This is a genomic window from Actinokineospora diospyrosa, from assembly GCF_024171925.1.
Classification (GTDB): domain Bacteria; phylum Actinomycetota; class Actinomycetes; order Mycobacteriales; family Pseudonocardiaceae; genus Actinokineospora; species Actinokineospora diospyrosa.
This window is the reverse complement of the sequence record NZ_JAMTCO010000008.1, coordinates 215079-235464: the sequence shown is the minus strand read 5'-3', so window position 1 is coordinate 235464 and position 20386 is coordinate 215079. Positions and strand designations below refer to the sequence as shown.

Genomic DNA, 20386 nt, shown 5'->3' with positions numbered 1-20386 from the left:
ACCATGCTGATCGGGGCCAGCCGCCCGGGTCCGCCAGCGAGGAGGGGCACGTGGAGCACACCGACTTGGCCGCGCAGCGACCACCCGGCAGCGAGTTGCTCGCCGAGCAGGTCGACGCGGCCGAGCGCGACCTGCTCGCCGCGGCCCGCCCGCAGCGCCGCGCCGTCGGGCAGGCGTCCTTCGACGCGCTGATCGACGGCGAGCACAAGGTCGAGCCGACCGACTGGATGCCGGAGGGCTACCGCGCCGGGCTCATCCGCCAGATCGCCCAGCACGCGCACTCCGAGGTCGTCGGGATGCAGCCAGAGCGCAACTGGATCACCCGCGCGCCCAGCCTGCGGCGCAAGGCGATCCTGCTGGCGAAGGTGCAGGACGAGGCCGGGCACGGGCTCTACCTGTACTCCGCGGCCGAAACCCTCGGGGTCAGTCGGGAGTGGATGCTCGACGCGCTGCACGAGGGCCGCCAGCGGTACCTGTCGTTCATCAACTACCCGACGCTCACCTGGGCCGACGTCGGCGCGCTCGCCTGGCTCACCGACGGTGCCGCGGTGGTCAACCAGGTCACGCTGTGCCGCTCGTCCTACGGCCCCTACGCCAGGGCGATGGTGCGGGTCTGCCGCGAGGAGTCCTTCCACCACCGGCAGGGCTTCGACGCGCTGCGGGTGCTCGCCGCGGGCACACCGGCGCAGCGGGCCATGGCCCAGGACGCGGTGGACCGGTGGTGGTACCCGGCGCTGGCGATGTTCGGGCCGCCGCACAACCGCTCCACCCACTCGGACCGGTCGATGGCCTGGAAGATCAAGCGGTTCAGCAACGACGAGCTGCGGCAGCGGTTCGTCGACATCTGCGTGCCGCAGGCCGAGGTCCTGGGGGTCAGGCTGCCCGACCCGGCGTTGCGCTGGAACGCCGAGCGCGGCCACCACGACTTCACCGAGCCCGACTGGGACGAACTGCGCCGGGTGGTCGCCGGGCACGGGCCGTGCAACCGGCAGCGGATGGACCACCGCAGGCGGGTGCACGAGGACGGCGCGTGGGTCCGCGAGGCGGCCACCGCCTACGCCGCCAAGCACCACGGCGGACCACAGCACAGCACAGCGCACCAGGGCGCACCGGCGGCCCGGCAGGGGTTACCCGCGTGAGCGCGGCACCGGCGGACTGGCCGTTGTGGGAGGTGTTCGTCCGCGCCCGCCGCGGCCTGACCCACCTGCACGTGGGCAGCGTGCACGCCCCGGACGCGGAACTGGCCCTGCACAACGCCCGTGACCTGCACACCCGCCGCGGCGAGGGCGCCTCGATCTGGGTGGTGCCCGCCGAGCACATCACCGCGACCGATCCCGACGACAAGGACGCCTACTTCGACCCCGCCCTGGACAAGGACTTCCGCCACCCCGGGCACTTCGAGCTGCCCGAGGGGGTCGAGCACCTGTGACCCGGTTCGACTCGGTGCTGCGCCTGGGCGACGACGCGCTGGTCGCCGCGCAGCGGATGGCGCACTGGTGCGCGTGCGCCCCGCAGTTGGAGGAGGACGTCGCGCTGGCCAACATCGCGCTGGACCTGCTCGGCCAGGCGCGGGCGCTGCTGACCTACGCGGGCGGGATCGAGGGCGCGGGCCGCGACGAGGACCGGTTGGCCTACCAGCGCGACGAACGCGAGTTCACCAACGCGCTGCTGGTCGAGTTGCCCGACGCCGACTTCGCCGTCGCCGTCGTCAAGCTGCTGTTCTTCGCCACCTACCAGAACCTGCTGTACCAGCGGCTGGCCACCGGCGCGGACACCACGCTGGCGGGGATCGCGGGCAAAGCGGTCAAGGAAACCAAGTACCACGTGGAGCACGCGACCCGCTGGACGCTGCGGCTGGGCGACGGCACGGTCGAGTCGCGGCGGCGCGCGCAGGCAGCCGTGGACGGGCTCTGGCCGTTCACCCACGAACTGTTCGAACCGGACCCGCTGGCCCCGGTCGACCCGGCTGGGCTGCGCGAGCCGTGGGCGGCGCTGGTGCGGCCGGTGCTGACGCGGGCGACCCTGGTGGTCCCCGACGACGACTGGCGGCCGACCGGTGGCCGGGTCGGCCTGCACACCGAGGGGTTCGGCTACCTGCTCGGGGAGATGCAGAGCGTGCACCGCGCCCACCCCGGGGCGCGGTGGTGAGCACCGCCGACCTGCTCGCCGCGGTGCGGGCGGCCGTGTCCGCGGTGCCCGACCCGGAACTGCGCGTGCTGACCCTGGCCGAGTTGGGGATCCTGCGCGGGGTCAGCGCGGGCGATGACGGCGGGGTGGTCGTCACGATCACCCCCACCTACCTGGGGTGCCCGGCGCTGGAGGTGATCCGCGCCGACGTGCTCGCCGCGGCCCGCGCGGCGGGTGCCGAGGCGGTCGAGGTCGTGACGGCGCTGTCGCCGCCGTGGACCACCGACTGGGTCAGCGACAGCGCCCGCGACAAGCTCACCGCGGTGGGGATCGCCCCGCCGCCCGCCCGGTCGTCGCTCCCGCTGTTCGTGCTGTCGCCCGGCGCACCCGACAGTCCACAAGTCGTCGACGGTCCGCCCGGGGTTGGCAGTCCACACCGGACTCGACCGCACCGGCCCGCATGCCCGCGGTGCCGGTCGGTCGACACCCGGGAGTTGGCGCGCTTCGGGTCGACCGCCTGCACCGCGCTGTGGCGTTGCCTCACCTGCCGGGAACCGTTCGACCACGTCAAAGAGCACTGACGGCCCAGACCACTGACGGCACGGAGCACCGAAGGCGAGGAGCACTGATGAGCCTGTCCCCGGCGGCGGTGGACGCCTACCTGGAGCGCATCGGTACCAAGCGGCCCGCGCGGCCCACCAGCGCGGCGCTGCGGGACCTGCACGAGCGGCACGTGCTGAGCGTGCCGTTCGAGAACATCGACTACATCCTGCGCAAGCCGGTCCAGATCGGTGCCGACGCCTACACCAAGATCGTGACGCGGCGCCGGGGCGGCGGCTGCTACGAGCTCAACGGCGCCTTCGCCGCGCTGCTGCAGGCCCTGGGCTACGAGGTGACCGTCCACGGCGGCCGCGTGGTCCTCGGCGGCGTGCCGGGTCCGCTGCTCGGGCACTACGTGCTGCGCGTGCTCGCCGAGGACTCCCCCGACCCGTGGTTGGCCGACGTCGGGTTCGGTCGCGCCGCCCGGTTCCCGATGCGGCTGGACTCGCGCGAACCGCAGCCGGACCCGATGGGCACCTACCAGATCTCCGACGCCGGGCACGGCGACCTCGACGTGCACCGCAACGGCGCGCACCAGTACCGGTTCGAGGCCCACCCGCGCGACACCGACGACTTCCTACCGATGGTGTGGTGGTTCCGGCACGCGCCGGACTCGCCGTTCCTCACCGACCTGTTCTGCTCCCGGCACACCCCCACCGGCAAGGTCACCCTCACCGGCACCACGCTGACCAGGCTGGAGGACGGGCAGCGGGTCAAGGAGGAGTTGGTGGGCGAGGACGCCGTGCGGGCCGCCTACCGCACCTGGTTCGACCTGGACCTCGACGAGCTGCCGGTCCCGCCCGGCGGGCAGGGATGAGCCTGCGGTTCCACCCGCTGAAGATCGGCGCCGTCGAGCAGGCGGCCGCCGACGGCAGCGCGGTGGCCCTCACGTGCCTGGTCCCGGTCGCGTTGCGCGCGGTGTTCGCCTTCAGCGCCGGGCAGCACATCACCCTGCGCGCGTATGTGGACGGTGTGGAGCTGCGCCGCTCCTACTCGCTGTGCTCCACCCCGGAACAGCTGCGCCGCGACGGGGTGTTGCGGATCGGGGTGCGCGTGGTGCCGGGCGGGCGGTTCTCCGGGTATGTCGCCGAGTCGCTGCGGCCGGGGTGGTGCCTGGACGTGCTGCCCCCGGTCGGGAACTTCACCACCGCGTTCGACCCGGGTCGCCGGGCCCACTACGCGGCGATCGCCGCCGGGTCCGGCATCACGCCCGTGCTGTCGCTGGCGGCGACCGCGTTGGCGGTCGAGCCGCGCAGCAGCGTCACCGTCCTGCACGGCAGCCGCACGGTCGACTCGGCGATGTTCGTCGAGGAACTGGCCGACCTGAAGAACCGGTACCCGGCGCGGCTGCGGCTGGTGCCGGTGTTCTCCCGCGAGCGCGCGGGCTCCGGCCTCTCACACGGGCGCCTCGACCACGTCACGCTGACCCGCTACCTCGCCACCGCCCTCGAGCCGGGTCGGGTCGCCGAGTGGTTCCTGTGCGGACCGCCGGGGGTGGTGCAGGCGGCGCGGCGGACCCTGGCCGAGCACGGTGTGGACAGTGCCGACGACTCGATCGTGCACACCGAACTGTTCCACGGCGACACCGCGCCCGCGGCCACGGCGCGGATCGCGCCCCCCTCCCCCGTCGAGCCCGTCCGTTCCCCCGGGCAGCCGCACGAGCTGGTGGTGGTGCTCGACGGCCGGACCTCGGTCGTGCGGCACCCGGGTGGGCAGCGGTTGCTCGACGCCGCGATGAGCGTGCGCCCGGAACTGCCGTACTCCTGTCGCACCGGGGTGTGCGTCACCTGCCGGGCCAAGGTGGTCGACGGCGAGGTGCGGATGACCGGCGGCGCGGCGCTGACCGAGCAGGAGCTCGCGGCGGGCTACGTGCTGCCGTGCCAGGCGGTTCCGGTCACCGAACGGGTCACCCTCGATTTCGACGTCAGCTGAGCGGGGCTGATTTCCCTTGTGGGCACGGCGTTCTGGCGCGCACCCGGGTTTCTCCCGCGTTGCTCGATGCGCCGGCCAGTGCGCAATCACAGAGATGTCGGCGCGGTTCATCTGGCGAACCATGGAGCGAGAAGATCGGTCGCACCGGCGGGTTTCCCCCGGCCGGACCGATCGTGCCACCCACTCGTGGATCTCCTCCGAAACGAGGTGCCTGCACATGACCGGCAACAGCACCGACCACCACCCGGCCAGGGACGTGGCCGAGATGTTCAACTCGGCGGTGGCCGCGTTCGCTCTCTCCGCCGCCTGGGAGCTCGGCGCGCTCGACGAACTGCGCGCCACCGGCGACCTCGACGCGGCCGAGTTCGCCGCCGGTCGGGGGCTGGACACCGCGGGCACCCTCGGCATGTTCCGGGCGCTGGCCGCGGTGCGCGTCGTGGAGCGCGACGGCACCACGGTCACCCCGGGCGCGCGCTTCGCCGAGGCGGTCCGCAACCGCTCGTTCTTCCACTGGCTGGCCAGGGGCAGCTCGGAGCTGTTCCGGGAGATGCCCTCGGTGCTGGTCGCGCAGAACCGGGTCGGCGAGTTCTACCGGCGCGACCCCGCCGCGATCGCGCTCGCCTGCCGCGAGATCGACGAGCTCTGCTACGCGCCGACCTTCTGGGCCGCGATGGGCAGGCTGGACTTCCCGGTGCGCCGGGTGGTCGACCTGGGCTGCGGCAGCGGGGGGCGGCTGATCGACGTCCTGCGCAGCCACCCGGGCAGCAGTGCCGTCGGGATCGACATCGCGCGGCCGTCGCTGGAGGTGGCCCGCAAGGAGGTCGCCGAGGCCGGGTTCGGCGACCGGGCGGGCTTCGTCGAGGCCGACGTGCTCGCGCTGCGCCCGCACCCCGACTACGCCGACGTGGAACTGCTGCTGTGCTTCATGATGGGCCACGACTTCTGGCCGAGGGACAACTGCGTGGCGACGCTGCGCAGACTGCGGGAGGTGTTCCCCGCCGCCCGCCGGTTCCTGCTCGGCGACGCCACCAGGACCGTCGGGGTGCCCGACACCGAGCTGCCGGTGTTCACCCTGGGCTTCGAGGTGGGCCACGACCTGATGGGCACGTTCATCCCGACCATCGCCGACTGGGAGTCGGTGTTCGCCGAGGGGGGCTGGGAGCTGGTGCGGACCAATCGGATCGGTGTCGCTGTCGGTGAGGTCGTGTTCGAACTGGCACCGAGGTGAGCGCGCTCGCGGCCGTGGTGGCCGCGACCCTGGCCGAGCACGGGCTCCGGCAGGCGTTCGGGGTGGTGGGCGGCGGGAACATCATGACCGTCGCCGGGCTGACCGGCGCCGGGGTGCGCTACGTGGCGGCCCGGCACGAGGGCGGCGCGGTCGCGATGGCCGACGCCTACCACCGCGCCACCGGCGAGGTCGCGGTGTGCACCACCAGCCACGGGCCCGGGGTCACCAACATCGCCACCGGGCTGGCCGAGGCGGTCAAGCACCGCAGCGGGCTGCTGGTGGTCTGCGGGGACGCGCCGACCGACCGGATGCGCCGCATCGACGTCGACCAGACCGGGCTGGCCCGCTCGCTCGGCGCGGAGGTGGTCCGGATCGGCTCGGTGGGGGCCGCCCGCGCCGACACCGCGAGGGCGCTGCGGATCGCCCGCGACCAGCACTGCCCGGTCGTGCTGTGCCTGCCGGGTGACCTGCTCACCGCCGAGGTCCCCGATACCGCGCCGACCGCACTCGACCGGCAGGAGACCGGCCGGTCAGCCCAGCCCGCTGAACTGGTGGGGCTGGACGCGGCGCTGCGGGCGCTGGCCGGAGCGCGCAGGCCGCTGCTGCTCGCGGGGCTGGGCGCGTGGCGCTCGGGGGCGGCCAAGCCGATCGCCGACCTCGCCGACCGGGTCGGCGGGCTGCTGTCCACCACGGCCATGGCGACCGGCATGTTCGGCGCCACCGAGTGGTCGCTGGGCATCTGCGGCGGTTTCTCCTCCCCGCCCGCCGCCGCGCTGATCGGCCAAGCCGACGTCGTGGTCGTCTTCGGCGCGAGCCTGGACCTGTTCACCCTGCACGGCGGCCGCCTCATCAGTCCACAAGCGACAGTGGTGCAGGTGGACACCGCCGAGGCCGCCACCGCCGAACGGGTCGACCTGCTGGTCACCGGAGACGCCTCCGCCGCCGCGTCCGCCCTGCTCGACGGGGTCGACGACCTCGGCGCTGCCCCGTCGACCTGGCGCGCGCAGGTGGGCGACCTGAGCCGGATAGGCTGGCCGCACCACGGGTTCGAGGACCGGGGCGGCGCCGAGCGGATCGACCCGCGCACGCTGACCCTCGCGCTCGCCGACCTGCTGCCCGCGGAGCGGACCCTGGTGCTCGACGGCGGGCACTTCATCAGCTGGCCGATGATGTACTGGCCGGTGGCCGACCCGTCGGCGCTGGTGTTCATCGGCTCGGCGTTCCAGGTCATCGGCCTCGGGTTCGCCGGTGCCGTCGGCGCCGCGTGCGGGCGGGCCGACCGCACCACCGTCGTCGCGCTCGGTGACGGGGGCGCGCTGATGGGGATCTCCGAGCTGGAGACCCTGGTACGCACCGCGCCTTCGGCCGTCGTGGTCGTCTACGACGACGCGGCCTACGGCTTCGAGGCGCACCTCTACGGCCCCAAGGGCGCCGACCTGAGCACGGCGGTGTTCGACGACACCGACTTCGCCGGGGTGGCCAGGTCGCTCGGTGCCCGCGCGGCGACCGTGCGGAGCACCGCGGACCTCTCGGCACTGCGCGACTGGCTCGACGACGGCGCGGTGGGCACCCTGGTGCTCGACTGCAAGGTCGAGGCGGCCGTGGTCGCCGGATTCCTCGCCGACATGACCTCCGGCCATTAGAAAGTCCTACACCGCGACGACAACGCGGCCGGGGCGGTCCGTTCAGGACCGTCCCGGCCGCGTTTCACGCCTCGAACAGGCCGTCGCGCAGCCCGCGCAGGTGCGCGAAGGAAGACAGGTCCGGCACCGTCCAGCCGTCCAGGTCGTACTCGGCGAGGCAGTCGTCCACGAACGCCTTGTGCCGGTCGAGGGTCCCGTCGGCGAGCTGGGCGTACATCAACTCGATGCGGGTGTTCTCGTGGTTGCCAGCGTAGTTGCGCTCGTAGAGCTCGTGCCTGCCGCCGAACTCCGAGCCCACCGCGTCCCACAGCAGCTTCATCACCTTGACCCGCTCGACCGCGCTGGCTCCACCGGAGCCCCGCAGGTATTTGTCGAGGTAGGGGCGGATGTCGGGGTTGCGGAAGTCCTCGGCGGCGGAGTTGACGTAGATCAGCCCGCTGGCCACGTCCTGCAGGATGACCTCACGCACGCGCGGGTAGCCGACCTGCATGAACCACCGGTACGCCAGCCCGTAGGCCGGGTTGGGCAGCACGGCCCCGTCGCGCCAGGGCACCGGGTTGCGCGCGGCGGCGTCCGACAGCGCCAGGAACAGGTTGCGCCACGCCAGCACCTCGCCCAGTCGGGCCTGCACGCCCCGGAAGTTCGCCGTGCCGGTCAGCTCGAGTGCCTTGGCCAGCAGGCCCGCGATGAACTCCAGCTTCACCGTCAGCCGCACGCAGCCGTGGAAGGTGAACCGCTCGACGAACCCGGACTGCCCGGTGAACAGCCCGACCTTGGCGACGTCGCCGTAGACGAACACGTTCTCCCAGGGGATGAGCACCTTGTCCAGCACCAGGATCGTGTCGTTCTCGTCCAGCCGCGACGACAGCGGGTAGTCGAACGGGCTGCCCATCACCGCGGCGGTGGCCGAGTAGGACGGGCGGCAGATCAGCTTCATCCCGGGGGCGTTCATCGGCACCGTGGCCACCAGCGCGAACTCGCGCTTCTTGAACGGCAGTCCGTAGTGGGCGATGAAGTTGTAGTGCGTCAGCGCCGACCCGGTCGCCACGACCTTCGCGCCGCTGACCACCACCCCCGAGTCGGTCTCCTTCTCCACGTGCACGAACACGTCGGCGACCTCGTCGGGCGGCCGGTCCCGGTCCACCGGCGGGTGCACGATCGCGTGGTTCCAGAACAGGACCTTCTCCTGCGATTCCCGGTACCAGCGGCGGGCGTTGTCGGCGAACGGCTCGTAGAAGTCGGCGTTGGCGCCCAGGGTGCCCAGGAACGACGCCTTGTAGTCGGGGCTGCGCCCCATCCAGCCGTAGGTCATCCGCGCCCACGCCGCGATCGCGTCCCGGTCGGCGACCAGGTCCTCGGCCGAGCGCGGGGTGCGGAAGAAGCGGTGGGTGAACCCGGTGCCGCCGGTGTCGGTCGGTGCCGTGAGCACCGGCTGGTGGGCGGGGTCGTGCAGCGCGTCGTAGAGCCGCGCGGTCATCCGCACCGGGTTGTGGAACGCCGGGTGCGTGGTCACGTCCTTGATCCGATCGCCGTAGAGGTAGATCTCCCGGTCGTCGCGCAGGCTCTCGATGTACTCGGCACTCGTCAACGGCCGCGTCGTGCGGCCAGTGTCCTCGCGCAACGGTTTCCTCCCGGGAACTCGGGTGGGCGCGGCCCGATCGGCGCGGCCCGGGGCACAGTTCAGGTGGCGCTGTCCGGATGGCACAGCTCGGTTGGCGGTGCTCGGTCGGCGCGGTTCTGTTCGCACGGCTTGGTGGGCACGGCTCACCTAAGACGGTGTCAGTGGCCGCGTGCGCGAGCTTCTCGGATCGTGCTGAGGTCCGCGGCGCGGCGTTACCGGACCGGGCCCGGTGCGCACAATTCCCCGATGTCGCAAGGACGAAGATGCCCCGGGCGCGCGGCGCGTGCGACGGTCGTGTCGCGGGCGTCGACCTGCGATCCCGGGGCACGGCCGGTCCTGGTTTCCCCTCAGCCAACTGGTCCAGGAGGATATGGTGCTGTCCACCGAAGTCCCCACCCGCGCCGAGCTCGTCGCCCGCGTGGCGCGGCTGGCGCCGCTGCTGCGCGCGCACGCGCCCTGGTCGGAGGAGAACCGGCGCCCGCACGACGAGGTCATCGAGGCCCTCGCCGACGCCGGGGTGTTCCGGTTGCGCGCCCCCCGCCACCTCGGCGGGTACGAGACCGACACGGCCACCCTGGTCGACGTGGCGACCGAACTCGGCCGCGCCGACGGCTCCGCGGCGTGGACCGCGTCGGTGTACTGGATCCCGACCTGGATGGCGGGCATGTTCCCCGACGCCGTGCAGGACGAGGTGTTCGCCACCGCCGACGTGCGGATCTGCGGCACGCTGAGCCCCGGCGGCATGGCGACCCCGGCCCCGGGCGGGGTGGTCGTCAACGGCAAGTGGGGGTTCATCACCGGCGCCCGGCACGCGCACTGGCAGGAGATCATCGCGATCCTGGCCGCCCCCGACGCCGAGCCGGTGCCGGTCCTGGCCCTGGTGCCGATGTCGGACCTGACCATCGTGGACGACTGGCACACCAGCGGCCTGCGCGGCACGGGCAGCGTCAGCACCGTCGCGCAGGACGTGTTCATCCCGGCCGAGCGGGTGCTGCCGCTGCCGGTGGTGCTGGGCGGGCACACGGTCTCCGAGCGCTCCAAGGGCGCCGCGATCTACCGCTCGCCGCTGCTGCCGGTCGCCTCGGCGTCCTCGGTCGGCACCACCCTCGGGCTGGCCAAGGGCGCGCAGGAGGCGTTCCTGGAGCGACTGCCCTCCCGCAAGATCACCTACACCGGCTACGCCAAGCAGAGCGAGGCGCCGCTGACCCACCTGCGGGTGGCCACGGCGGCGCTCAAGATCGACCAGGCCGGGTTCCACGCGCACCGGCTGGCCGCGCTGGTGGACACCAAGTCCGCCGAGGGTGCCGAGTGGACGGTCCTGGAGCGGGCCGCCGCCCGCGCCGACATGGGCGCGGTGTGCGCGCTGGCCAAGGAGTCCGTCGACATCCACGCCTCGGCCAGCGGCGGGTCCTCGATCTACACCGACGTGCCGATCCAGCGGTTCCAGCGCGACGTGCACGCGGTCAACCTGCACGCCCTGATGCACCCGGACACCAACACCGAGCTCTACGGCCGGGTGCTCTGCGGCCTCGAACCCGACACCCTCTACCTGTAAAGGAACGCCGATGTCCACCAGCACAGCAGCGGGTCCCTCCGCCGGTGACCAGGCCGCGGTCGCCGCCATCCCCCAGCGCGTCGTGGCCGCCTGGGCCGCCAACGACGCGGAGGCGTTCGCGTCGGTCTTCACCGACACGGGCACGCTGATCCTGCCCGGCCTGCACCGCAAGGGCCGCGCCGCGATCACCGAGCACATGGCCGCGTCGTTCCGGGCCGAGTACCGGGGCACCCGGGTCACCGGCAAGCCCATCGAGGTCACCTTCCTCGGCCGCGACGCCGGTGTCCTGATCACCGAGGGCGGGGTGCTGCTCGAGGGCGAGACCGAGGTGCACCCCGACCGGGCCATCCGCGCGTCGTGGGTGGTGGTGCGCCAGGAGGACCAGTGGCGCCTTGCGGTGTACCAGAACTGCCCCCGTGACGCGGCCTGAGCGGCGCGGAGGGTGAGCCGGATGGGACACGACAAGCGCGCCGTGGTGCTCGGCGCTGGCATGGCCGGTCTGCTCGCCGCGCGGGTGCTCGCCGAGGTCTACCCCCAGGTCCTCGTCGTCGACCGGGACCGGCTCACCGGGGTGGGCACCGCGCGCCGCGGCGTCCCGCAGGGGCGGCACGTGCACGGGTTGCTGGCGCGCGGGCAGCAGATCCTCGACGAGTTGTTCCCCGGGTTCACCGACGCGCTCATCGCCGACGGGGTGCCCACCGCCGACCTCGGTGAGCTGCGCTGGTTCTTCAACGGCCGCAAGCTGGCCCCCGGCACGACCGGCCTGATCGCGGTCGCGGCGAGCAGGCCGACCCTGGAGCGGCACGTGCGCACCCGGGTGGCGGCGCTGCCCGCGGTGCGGTTCGTGGAAGAGACCGACATCGTCGGCCTGCTCACTACGACCGACCGGTCCCGGGTGACCGGGGTGCGGGTGCAGGCGCAGACCAAGGGCAGCGTGCCCGAGGTGATCGAGGCCGACCTGGTGGTCGACACCACCGGCCGCGGTTCGCGGACCCCGCTGTGGCTGGCCGGGTTGGGCTACGGGCGCCCGGAGGAGGAGCGGGTCAAGATCGACCTGAGCTACACCACCCGCACCTACCGGCTGGCCGACCCCGCGCCGCTGCGCGCGGTGCAGTCGATCAACCCGGTGTCCGGCCCGGTGACCCCGCGCGGGGCGTTTCTGACGATCATCGAGAACGACCTGTGCGCGCTGTCGCTCACCGGTGTCCTCGACGACCCCGCGCCGACCGACCCGGCGGGCTTCCTGGAGTACGCCAGGTCCCTGCCGGTGCCCGACGTCTACGACGTGGTCAAGGACGCCGAGCCGCTCGACGACCCGGTCAGCTACCGCTACCCGGCCAGCCAGCGCCGCCGCTACGAGCGGTTGGAGCGGTTCCCCGACCGCTTCGTGGTGCTCGGCGACGCGGCGTGCAGCTTCAACCCGGTGTACGGCCAGGGCATGACGGTGGCCGCGCAGCAGGCCCTGGTGCTGCGCGAGCACCTGGCCGACGGCGTGGCCGACCCGTTGGCGTTCCTGCGCGACATCGCCGAGGTGGTCGAGGTGCCGTGGGGGATCTCCGCGGCGGGTGACCTCGCCTTCCCCGAGGTGCAGGGGCCGCGGCCGCCGCAGGTGTTGGAGATGAACGCCTACATGGCCAAGTTGCAGCTGGCCGCGACCGTGGACGGCGCGGTGACCCGGACGTTCATGCGGGTGGCCGGTCTGGTCGACCCGGTGGGCGAGCTGACCGCCCCGGAGATGGTGACCAGGGTCCTCGAGGGCGCCGACCGGGCCGAGGCGGTGCCCGCCTGAGTTGGGGTGGTGGGCGGTCGTCGCCCACCACCCCAGCGGTGTGGACAGATCGGCCCAACAGGCGGGACCCCGGCGGGCCGATGCCAACTGGGGAACCGACCCCAGACCACAGGAGGAGACACGTGGCACACATCGAACTCGGCAACGACGAACCCGGCATCCGCGGCCTGATGCGCTACCGGCCGCTGACCGCCGGGCCGCTCTCGGACCTGGCCGAGACCCTGCTGCGCGCCGACAACTCGCTGACCAGGGGCGAACGCGAACTGATCGCCGCCACCGTCTCACGCGGCAACGAGTGCACGTTCTGCGGCAACTTCCACGCCACCATCGCCGCGGTCGAGTTGGGCGTGGAAGACCTGACCGAGGCCCCGCGCACACCGAAGCTGACCGCGCTGCTGGCCATCGCCGACAAGGTGCGGGTCAGCGGCCAGAAGGTCCTTGCCGAGGACGTCGCCGCGGCTCGCGAGGCAGGCGCCACCGACGAGGAAATACACGACACAGTCCTGATCGCAGCCGCATTCTGCATATACAACCGCTACGTCGACGGCCTGGGAACCTGGGCCAGCCCCACCCAAGCCGACTACCTCCCCTCAGCCCAACACGTCAGCGTCGTCGGCTACCAGAACGTCGGCTGAGCCCAGCGCCTGTCGGGTCGCCCACACTGCTGGGCGACCCGACGACAGCTTTAGTGCACCCCCAGGACCTCGGTCCACCCACTCAGCACCTGGCCACTCGAAAGTCCTCGTGCTGTAGCGGCCTAAGCGAAGGCCGACACCCCCAGCCCCGCAACGCGCAAGATCATCTGCCACAAGCGCCCCCGATATACAGCCTACCGAGACGACCCGACAAAACCGGGGCGGCGATCAAGGCCTGTGGACTACAGAACACGTGTGGACAACCACCCGCCAGCCCGCCTACTCAGCCCCGCGCTCCTCGGAGTCGCCGGTGCCAACCCGGCTGCCGTCAGGTCGCCCCAACCCACACCCGCTCAGCGCCTGGACACTCGGACCCTGCGGTGCCAACCCGCCCCCCGTCAGGTCCGCCCCAACCCACAGTGCCAGCCCCTGGACACTCGGAAGATCCGGTGCCATCCCAGCCCGCCCTCGTCGACGCTGCCAACCCAGCGCCTGGACAGTCGGACTCGCTTGGTGCCAACTGCTCGATGGGGCGGACTTGTTTTGCGTGGGGGGACAACACCCGTAGCGTTTCCACGCGGCAGGGCCTGCTTTTGGGCCCCTGCTTTGCGGTTCTGCCACGGGTGTCGTAGGGGCCCCACGCAAAACAAGTTCGCCCCATCGAGCTCGTCGCATTGCCGCGGATCGGGCCCGATGTCGCCGCCAGGCAACGAGGCGTCCGATCCGGCACGCCGAGCTCGCCGCCAGGCGACGAGGCCGACCCCAGGGCCACACACCACCACCCCTAGTACGTGATGACAGCCCGAAACCGCACCTCCCGCTTCCCCACCTTCTCCACCGCTTCCTGCACCTGTTCCGCCCCAAACACCTCAACCATCGGCGTCACCGCCCCACTCGCCACCAACTCCAGCGCCTCCCGCAAGTACCGCGGATCATCATGCGTAGCACCAACAATCTTGTTCCGCTGCGCAAAGAACGGGTACTGCACCGCAGGCGGAATGATGAACGGCTCCGCGCCGTCGATCCCGGCAAGCACCAGCCTGCCATTGGCCCGCAACCCACCAAGCGACTCACTCGCAGCCGGATGCGACGGAGCCGTCACCAGGATCACGTCAGCGCCCCCGATCTCGCGCAATTCAGCCCCGCTACCAACCACATGGCTGGCGCCCAACTCCCGCGCCAACTCGTGCTTGTCCGGTGACCGGGTGATCGCGACGGTCTCAAACCCGGCGGCGCGGGCGAACTGCACGGCCAGGTGGCCGAGCGCGCCGATGCCGAGTACGGCGACCCGCTCCCCCGGTGCTGGTTCTCCGGCGCGCAGGGCGCTGAGGGCGGTGTACCCGGCGCAGAGCACGGGGGCGGCGAGTTCGGGGGCGAGGCCGTCGGGGATCAGGACGGTTTCGCGGGCGGCGACCGCGAGGTATTCGGCGTGTCCGCCTTGGACGGTGAAGCCGGTGGAGGTGGGGGCGGCGCAGTTGAACGCGGCCTGCCCGGACAGCGGTAGCTCCAGGCGGCAGTAGTCGCAGCGGCCGCAGGTGCCGCGGATCCAGGTGGTGCCGACGACGTCGCCGATCTGCCTGCTGGTGACCCCGGGGCCCAGTTCGACGACGGTGCCGACCGGTTCGTGGCCGGTGATGGCGGGTTCGAAGCTGGGGAACGGGATGTAGCCGCGGGTGGCGTCGACGTCGTTGACGCACATGCCGCAGGCGGCGACCCGGATGAGCACCTCGCCGGGGCCGGGGACCGGGGTTGGCACCTCGCGCAGTTCCCAGGCGGCGTTGACCCCGGGGATGACAGCTGCCTTCATCGCGTTCTCCTCAAGTGTCGGCCTTTCCTGCGCAGGTCCTGGGGTGCGGGTCTACTGGTCGGGGACGCCGAAGTGGGCTCGGGTCAGTTCGCGGTTTGCCAGGGTGGAGAGGAACACGCCGAGCCCGGCGTGGCTGTGCAGCGTGGACATGTCCCGCCACACGCGTTCGATCCGCTCGCCGTGGCGCACCGCGCTGGACCCGGCCGTGGGGAACAGGTGGGTCTCCACCGCCCGCCAGCACAGCCGGACGGCCTCGCGGCTGATCAGCGCCAACCGCAGTTCCGCGGCGCGGGTGAACGCGGCCGGGCCCTCCGCGCACAGCGCGCTCCACTGCCGTACGGCGTCGAGCGCGGCGGCTTCCGCGGCGCTGATCAGGCCGGTGGCCTCGCCGTAGCGGTACTGGTAGTCGGGGTCCTCGACGCGGCGCACGATAGGCGGGAACAGGGTTGTCCTGGCCAGGAGTAGTTCCTCGTAGGCGTCGAGCGCGCCGCGGGCCATGCCGACGGCGAGCACGCCGAGTTCGAGCAGCATGAAGCTCAGTGGGCCGCCGCCGTACTCGGGGCCGTGCAGCAGCCTGCCGGGGGCGCCGTCGGTGACGCTGAGCTGGCTGAGGTGTCCACGCAGCGTGTACTTGGCCGGGATCCGCTGTCGGCGCACGCGGATGGAGTGCGAGCCGCTGCCTTTGAGGCCCAGTTGGGCGCCCCAGTCGTCGAGGCGTTCCCATTGCGACCTGGGCACGATGAACATCATCGGCTCGGGTTCGCTGTCGGGGTCGGGTCGGGCGAGGCAGTGGCCGAGGAAGTGTGTGGCGTAAGGGGCGCCGGAGCAGTAGGGCCAGGTGCCGTCAAGGATCCAGTCGCCGTCGGGGGTGCGTTCGGCGGTGCCGTTGGGGGCGACGGTGGCCGGGCAGATGAAGTCGCCGCCGCTGAACAGCTCCTGTTGGGCGTCGGCGTCGAACAGGGTGGCGACCGGGAGGGCGTGCGCGGCGCCGAAGAGGAACATCCAGCCGGTGGACGGGCAGCCGCGGGCCAGCGCCAGGCACACCCGCATGAACGTCTCGGCGCCGAACTCGTAGCCGCCGTAGCGGCGCGGCACCAGGATCCGGTAGAGACCGGCCCGGGCGAACGCCTCGTGCGTGTCCTGGGCGTAGCCGGTGTGCTGTTCGGTCTCGGCTTGGCGGGCGACCAGGGTCGCCGCGATCGCCTCGGCGCGGGCCACCACGTCGGCGGGGGTGAGGTCCGGTTCCGGGACCGGCGGTGCGACCGTGTCGGTTCGGACGCCGTTGCCGGTCATCGGGTCGCCCCGGCCTGGTCGAGCCGCTTGTCGAGTTGGGCGGGGGTTGGCGCGTCGAACAGGTCGCTGATCGTCAGTTCCAGGCCGAGCGCCGCCCGGATCCGGCCGACCAGCCGCATGGCCAGCAGCGATTGGCCGTCGAGGTCGAAGAAGCTGTCGTCCAGGCCCACCGCGGGGACTTCGAGCACCTCACCGAAGAGGGTGCACAGCGTCCGTTGTCTGGCTGTGGTGGGGGCGCGGTAGGCGGCGGTGCCGGTGAACGCGGGCGCGGGCAGCGCGGCGCGGTCGAGTTTGCCGTTCGGGGTCAGCGGCAGCGCGTCGAGCACGACGTAGGCGGCGGGGACCATGTACTCCGGCAGCAGGGACCGGGCATGTTCGCGCACTTGTTCCACGGTGGCGCCGGCGGGTTCGGGGACGAGGTAGGCGACCAGCCGCTGGTCGCCGTGGTCGGCGGGACCGGCAACGACGGCGACGTGCGCGAGGCCGGGCAGGGCGCCCAGCACGGCTTCGACCTCGCCCGGTTCGACGAGGTAGCCGCGGACCTTGACCTGGTCGCCGACCCGGGCGACGAACTCGATGAGCCCCTCGGGGGTGCGGCGGACGAGGTCGCCGGTGCGGTACATGCGCTCGCCCGGGGCGGCGAAGGGGTCGGGCACGAACCGCTGCTCGGTCAGGTCGGGGCGGCCCGCGTAGCCGCGCGCGAGCCGGGGACCGGCGACGTGCAGCTCACCGGCCTCTCCGTCGGGCACCGGCACGCCGTCGGGGTCGAGCAGGTAGAGCCGGACGTCGTCCATCGGTCGGCCGACGGGCACCGACCGGCCGGGGGTGTAGGGCGCGGTCATCGGCGAGTGCAGGGCGAAGGAGGACATCTCGGTGCCCCCGTAGAGGGCGCGGACCACGAGGTCCGGGCAGGCGTCGAGGACGCGGCGCACCGCGGTCGGGGCGATCACGTCGCCGCCGGTCATCACCTCACGCACCCCGGCGAGGCAACCGGGGTCCTCTTCGGCCAAGACGCGGAACAGTCCGGCGGTCAGGTGCAGCCCGGTGACCCCGTGGTCGCTGACGAGGGCGCGCACGTCGAGGTCGCCGGGGGGTTTGAGCACGATGGTGCCGCCGTGCAGCAGCGGCACCCAGACCTCGTAGGTGGACACGCCGAACGCGTAAGGCGCCACCATCGCGGTCCGCTCGTGGTTGCCGCTGTCCCAGCAGGAGTCCAGCGCCAGGCACAGCACGCCGCGGTGGGTGACCGCCACGCCCTTGGGGTGCCCGGTCGACCCGGAGGTGTACATGACGTAGGCGAGCGCGTCACCGTCCACCTCGACGCCGGGGTCGGTGGTGGGCGCCTCGTCGAGCGCGGGGTCGTCGTCGAGCAGGACGACGTGCGCTGCGTCGGGCAGTCCGCGCTGCTGGGTGGCGCGGTCGGCGAGCAGCACCCGCACTCCCGCGCCGTCGGTGGTGTTCTCGCTGGTGGTGACGTTGTCGACGATCCAGCGCATCCGCTCGAGCGGGTAGGCCTCGTGCAGCGGCAGGTAGCAGGCGCCCGCCTTGAGCACGGCGAGGAACGCCACCACGACGTCGGGCGACCAGCTGACCAGGACCGCGACCGGGTCCTGCGGGCCGACGCCGAGGTCGAGCAGCCGGTGGGCGAGCCGGGTGGCCCGCTCGTCGAGTTCCCGGTAGGTCAACCGGACCGCGCCGTGCGCCACCGCGACCTCGTCCGGGACCCGCTGGACCTGGTCGGCGAAACACCCGTGCACGCTGGTGTAGCGGTCCCGCCGCGAGTTGCGCCATGCAGCCATGACCAGCAGCCTCGCAGGGGCCGATCCCGGCGCGCATCTTCCGGAATGCGGGGTACCCGGTCCACAGTGGACTGTGCGCGGGTCGGGTGATCGCGCACGTCCGCGGTAGCGGGCGGGGGTCCGCCGCGCGATAGTGTGGCCGGGTCGCGCACCCGGGAACACGTCAGTCCAGGGAGGAACCATGGGAGCACCGCGGCTGGGCAGCATCCTGCTCGGCACCGCCGATCCGGACCGGCTGCGCCGCTGGTACCTGGAGGTGTTCGCGCCCGCGCAGGACGAGCACGGGTTCCTCGACTTCGGTGGCACCGCGATCCTGATCGACCCGCGCGACGACGTCGCGGGCAGCACCGCCGAACCGGGCCGCTACGTCCTCAACTTCCACGTGGACGACGCCGCGGCCACCGCGGCGCACCTGGACGCGCTCGGCGTCACCTGGCTCGCGCGGCCCGAGCAGCGCCGCGACGGCGTGTTCGGCACGGTGCTCGACCCGGACGGCAACTACGTGCAGATCATCGAACTCAGCGCGGCGTACCTCGCGTCCCGCCGGTAGGAGGAGTGCTCAGATGGTGCGACACACGCGCGTGTTCAGCGGGTTCGCGGTGGACGACGTCGCCGCAGCGCGGGAGTTCTACGAGTCCGTGCTCGGTCTGCGGGTCACCGAGGAGTACGGGATGCTGCACCTGCACATCACCGAGGACACCCATGTGCTCGTCTACCCCAAGCCCGGCCACGTGCCCGCCTCGTTCACCGTCCTCAACTTCCAGGTCGAGGACATCGATCAGGCCGTGGACGAGCTCGTAGGCCGCGGTGTCCGGTTCGAGCGCTACGAGGGCCTGCCGACCGACGACCGGGGCGTGTTCCGCGAGGAGGGCCCGTTCATCGCCTGGTTCACCGACCCGGCGGGCAACGTCATGTCCGTCCTGCAGGAACGCTGACGCCGGTGTCCCCACCGGGCGCGGCCCGGTGGGGACGACGACGGCGAGCGCGGGTCAGCCCGGGCGGCTCGCGGAGTGGCGCAACACCCGGCGCACCATCGAGGGCCGCATCAGCGCCTGCGGCGGGTCCATCAGCCCGGCGACCCGCATGAACCCCTTGGTGACCTCGCTGTCGCGGGTCGCGGCGTACTGCAGCCGGGCCATGTAGGCGTTGCCGACGCGCACCTTCAGCGTCCGCTTGCCCTCCACCTCGGGGAAGTCGAGGTCACCGCCCGCGGAGATCTCCCACGGCACGTCGATCACCTTGGCCTGCTCGGCGAAGAACCGGCGGGGGTTCGGCGCGGTCCCGTCCCGCAGCAGCCGCTCCAGCAGCGCCTTGGCCTCGATGGCGGCGACGCTCATGCCCTGCCCGTACACCGGGTTGAAGCTGCACACCGCGTCCCCCATGACCAGCAGCCCGAGCGGGAACCGGGTGAGCCGCTCGTAGTGCCTGCGCACGCTGGCGGGGAACCCGAACGTCACCGCGTCGTCGAGCGGTTCCGCGTCGCGCACGGCGTCGTAGACGTCGGGCACGGGTAAGGACTTCACGAAGTCCAGGAACTCCTCCGGCTGGGTCGGCGGGCGGTCGCCGAGGATGCCGGTCAGCGACAGCACGCAGATGTCCGGGCCGACCTGGCCGAGGAACGCGCCGCGCGGGTGCGCGGGCGAGGCGACCGGGTTGATCGACTGCACCCCGTCGAACATCTCCGGCTTGGACCGGTAATAGCGGGTGGTGTAGGCCAGCCCCACCTTGACCCGTTCGACCGGTGGCCGTTCGTAGCCCAGTTCCTCCAGCCACACCGGTGTCCGCGAGCCGCGGCCGGTGGTGTCGACCACCAAGTCCGCCTCCAGCACCTCGTCGGCGTCGGCGCCGTCGCGGCGGGCCCGCACCCCGACAATGCGGGACCGGTCGGGCGAGGCGATCAGGGTCGACACGGAGTGGTGCTCCAGGATGGTCACGTTCGGCAGCGCCGCCACCCGGGTGCGCACGTGGTGCTCGAGCACCGGCCGGGGCGCGGTGATCGAGAGCAGCCCGGTGTGCGCGGGCAGGATCTTGCGGCCGTTGAAGAACCAGCGCATCTCACCGAGGTCCCCGACGGGCACGCCGTCGTCGACCAGTTCCTGGGTGAGGCCGGGGAAGAACTCTTCGAAGATCAGGTGGCCGCGCCCGTGCAGCCCGTGCGCGTGCCGGGTGTGCGGGGCGCCGTCGCGCGACTCGCGGACCCCCAGCACCTTGTCCCGGTCGAGCACCAGCACCGACGGGTACACCTGCGCCAGTGCCCGCGCGGCGAGCAGTCCCGCCATGCTGGCGCCGAGCACGATGGCCCTGCCCGCGATCGGATCGCTCACGTGCCGCTCCCTTCCACCCGCGCCGGGCCTCCG

Annotated in this window: 19 protein-coding genes; 14 read left to right on the top strand and 5 right to left on the bottom strand. The window is 72.4% G+C overall.

Annotation, left to right across the window (positions count from 1 at the left end):
* Positions 1 to 188 precede the first annotated feature (188 nt).
* The 8 genes from paaA to LV75_RS17165 all read left to right on the top strand — a co-directional run bounded on the left by paaA (position 189) and on the right by LV75_RS17165 (position 7530).
* On the top strand, positions 189 to 1139 hold the full coding sequence (paaA, locus tag LV75_RS17200) for a 1,2-phenylacetyl-CoA epoxidase subunit PaaA (protein ID WP_253888137.1): 951 nt from the start codon (positions 189 to 191) through the stop codon (positions 1137 to 1139).
* Positions 1136 to 1429 (top strand): 1,2-phenylacetyl-CoA epoxidase subunit PaaB, encoded by a 294-nt coding sequence (paaB, locus tag LV75_RS17195; RefSeq protein WP_253887931.1) that lies wholly within the window; start codon positions 1136 to 1138, stop codon positions 1427 to 1429. Before paaA ends, paaB begins: the two co-directional genes overlap by 4 nt.
* Positions 1426 to 2148, top strand: a complete 723-nt coding sequence (paaC, locus tag LV75_RS17190) for a 1,2-phenylacetyl-CoA epoxidase subunit PaaC (RefSeq protein ID WP_253887930.1) — start codon at positions 1426 to 1428, stop codon at positions 2146 to 2148. The genes paaB and paaC overlap by 4 nt, the downstream gene beginning before the upstream one ends.
* The gene (paaD, locus tag LV75_RS17185; protein WP_253887929.1) at positions 2145 to 2708 is read left to right on the top strand and encodes a 1,2-phenylacetyl-CoA epoxidase subunit PaaD; all 564 of its coding nucleotides are present in this window, start codon (positions 2145 to 2147) and stop codon (positions 2706 to 2708) included. The genes paaC and paaD overlap by 4 nt, the downstream gene beginning before the upstream one ends.
* A gap of 47 nt (positions 2709 to 2755) precedes the next feature.
* Entirely contained in the window at positions 2756 to 3544 is a 789-nt protein-coding gene (locus tag LV75_RS17180; RefSeq protein ID WP_253887928.1) for an arylamine N-acetyltransferase family protein, read from the top strand.
* Positions 3541 to 4659 (top strand): 2Fe-2S iron-sulfur cluster-binding protein, encoded by a 1119-nt coding sequence (locus LV75_RS17175; protein WP_253887927.1) that lies wholly within the window; start codon positions 3541 to 3543, stop codon positions 4657 to 4659. Before LV75_RS17180 ends, LV75_RS17175 begins: the two co-directional genes overlap by 4 nt.
* A gap of 217 nt (positions 4660 to 4876) precedes the next feature.
* The gene (locus LV75_RS17170; protein ID WP_253887926.1) at positions 4877 to 5887 is read left to right on the top strand and encodes a class I SAM-dependent methyltransferase; all 1011 of its coding nucleotides are present in this window, start codon (positions 4877 to 4879) and stop codon (positions 5885 to 5887) included.
* Positions 5884 to 7530, top strand: a complete 1647-nt coding sequence (locus LV75_RS17165; RefSeq protein WP_253887925.1) for a thiamine pyrophosphate-binding protein — start codon at positions 5884 to 5886, stop codon at positions 7528 to 7530. Before LV75_RS17170 ends, LV75_RS17165 begins: the two co-directional genes overlap by 4 nt.
* A 64-nt stretch (positions 7531 to 7594) precedes the next feature.
* Here the strand turns inward: LV75_RS17165 and LV75_RS17160 are convergent, their stop codons facing one another.
* Positions 7595 to 9151 carry a 4-hydroxyphenylacetate 3-hydroxylase family protein gene (locus LV75_RS17160; protein WP_253887924.1) on the bottom strand — a complete coding sequence of 519 codons (1557 nt, stop codon included), beginning with the start codon at positions 9149 to 9151 and terminating at the stop codon, positions 7595 to 7597.
* A 373-nt stretch (positions 9152 to 9524) separates the two neighbouring features.
* On the opposite strand from LV75_RS17160, the gene LV75_RS17155 reads away from it, so the two are divergent.
* The 4 genes from LV75_RS17155 to LV75_RS17140 all read left to right on the top strand — a co-directional run bounded on the left by LV75_RS17155 (position 9525) and on the right by LV75_RS17140 (position 13130).
* On the top strand, positions 9525 to 10706 hold the full coding sequence (locus LV75_RS17155) for an acyl-CoA dehydrogenase family protein (RefSeq protein WP_253887923.1): 1182 nt from the start codon (positions 9525 to 9527) through the stop codon (positions 10704 to 10706).
* A gap of 10 nt (positions 10707 to 10716) precedes the next feature.
* Positions 10717 to 11136 (top strand): SgcJ/EcaC family oxidoreductase, encoded by a 420-nt coding sequence (locus LV75_RS17150; RefSeq protein ID WP_253887922.1) that lies wholly within the window; start codon positions 10717 to 10719, stop codon positions 11134 to 11136.
* Between the two features lie 21 nt (positions 11137 to 11157).
* Positions 11158 to 12495 (top strand): FAD-dependent oxidoreductase, encoded by a 1338-nt coding sequence (locus LV75_RS17145; protein ID WP_253887921.1) that lies wholly within the window; start codon positions 11158 to 11160, stop codon positions 12493 to 12495.
* Between the two features lie 122 nt (positions 12496 to 12617).
* Positions 12618 to 13130, top strand: coding sequence for a carboxymuconolactone decarboxylase family protein (locus LV75_RS17140; protein ID WP_253887920.1), 513 nt, complete (start codon positions 12618 to 12620; stop codon positions 13128 to 13130).
* Between the two features lie 784 nt (positions 13131 to 13914).
* Here LV75_RS17140 and LV75_RS17135 read toward each other — a convergent pair.
* From LV75_RS17135 to LV75_RS17125, 3 genes are read right to left on the bottom strand one after another with little or no spacing between them, the layout of a single operon-like run.
* Entirely contained in the window at positions 13915 to 14937 is a 1023-nt protein-coding gene (locus tag LV75_RS17135) for an alcohol dehydrogenase catalytic domain-containing protein (RefSeq protein WP_253887919.1), read from the bottom strand.
* A gap of 51 nt (positions 14938 to 14988) precedes the next feature.
* Positions 14989 to 16230, bottom strand: a complete 1242-nt coding sequence (locus LV75_RS17130; protein ID WP_253887918.1) for an acyl-CoA dehydrogenase family protein — start codon at positions 16228 to 16230, stop codon at positions 14989 to 14991.
* On the bottom strand, positions 16227 to 18029 hold the full coding sequence (locus tag LV75_RS17125) for a non-ribosomal peptide synthetase (protein WP_253887917.1): 1803 nt from the start codon (positions 18027 to 18029) through the stop codon (positions 16227 to 16229). The genes LV75_RS17130 and LV75_RS17125 overlap by 4 nt, the downstream gene beginning before the upstream one ends.
* Before the next feature lie 181 nt (positions 18030 to 18210).
* On the opposite strand from LV75_RS17125, the gene LV75_RS17120 reads away from it, so the two are divergent.
* Positions 18211 to 18579, top strand: coding sequence for a VOC family protein (locus LV75_RS17120; protein ID WP_253887916.1), 369 nt, complete (start codon positions 18211 to 18213; stop codon positions 18577 to 18579).
* Between the two features lie 13 nt (positions 18580 to 18592).
* Complete coding sequence (locus LV75_RS17115) at positions 18593 to 18964, top strand: VOC family protein (protein WP_253887915.1); 372 nt, start codon at positions 18593 to 18595, stop codon at positions 18962 to 18964.
* A 54-nt stretch (positions 18965 to 19018) separates the two neighbouring features.
* Here the strand turns inward: LV75_RS17115 and LV75_RS17110 are convergent, their stop codons facing one another.
* Positions 19019 to 20353: an NAD(P)/FAD-dependent oxidoreductase gene (locus LV75_RS17110; RefSeq protein WP_253887914.1), complete on the bottom strand. Its 1335-nt coding sequence runs from the start codon at positions 20351 to 20353 to the stop codon at positions 19019 to 19021.
* Positions 20354 to 20386: the final 33 nt, after the last annotated feature.

Coding starts and splice junctions, on each gene's coding strand:
- LV75_RS17150 (WP_253887922.1), top strand. CDS start 10,717: ATGTCCACCAGCACAGCAGCGGGTCCCTCCGCCGGTGACCAGGCCGCG.
- LV75_RS17135 (WP_253887919.1), bottom strand. CDS start 14,937: ATGAAGGCAGCTGTCATCCCCGGGGTCAACGCCGCCTGGGAACTGCGC.
- LV75_RS17170 (WP_253887926.1), top strand. CDS start 4,877: ATGACCGGCAACAGCACCGACCACCACCCGGCCAGGGACGTGGCCGAG.
- LV75_RS17145 (WP_253887921.1), top strand. CDS start 11,158: ATGGGACACGACAAGCGCGCCGTGGTGCTCGGCGCTGGCATGGCCGGT.
- LV75_RS17180 (WP_253887928.1), top strand. CDS start 2,756: ATGAGCCTGTCCCCGGCGGCGGTGGACGCCTACCTGGAGCGCATCGGT.
- LV75_RS17175 (WP_253887927.1), top strand. CDS start 3,541: ATGAGCCTGCGGTTCCACCCGCTGAAGATCGGCGCCGTCGAGCAGGCG.
- LV75_RS17115 (WP_253887915.1), top strand. CDS start 18,593: ATGGTGCGACACACGCGCGTGTTCAGCGGGTTCGCGGTGGACGACGTC.
- LV75_RS17120 (WP_253887916.1), top strand. CDS start 18,211: ATGGGAGCACCGCGGCTGGGCAGCATCCTGCTCGGCACCGCCGATCCG.
- LV75_RS17125 (WP_253887917.1), bottom strand. CDS start 18,029: ATGGCTGCATGGCGCAACTCGCGGCGGGACCGCTACACCAGCGTGCAC.
- LV75_RS17130 (WP_253887918.1), bottom strand. CDS start 16,230: ATGACCGGCAACGGCGTCCGAACCGACACGGTCGCACCGCCGGTCCCG.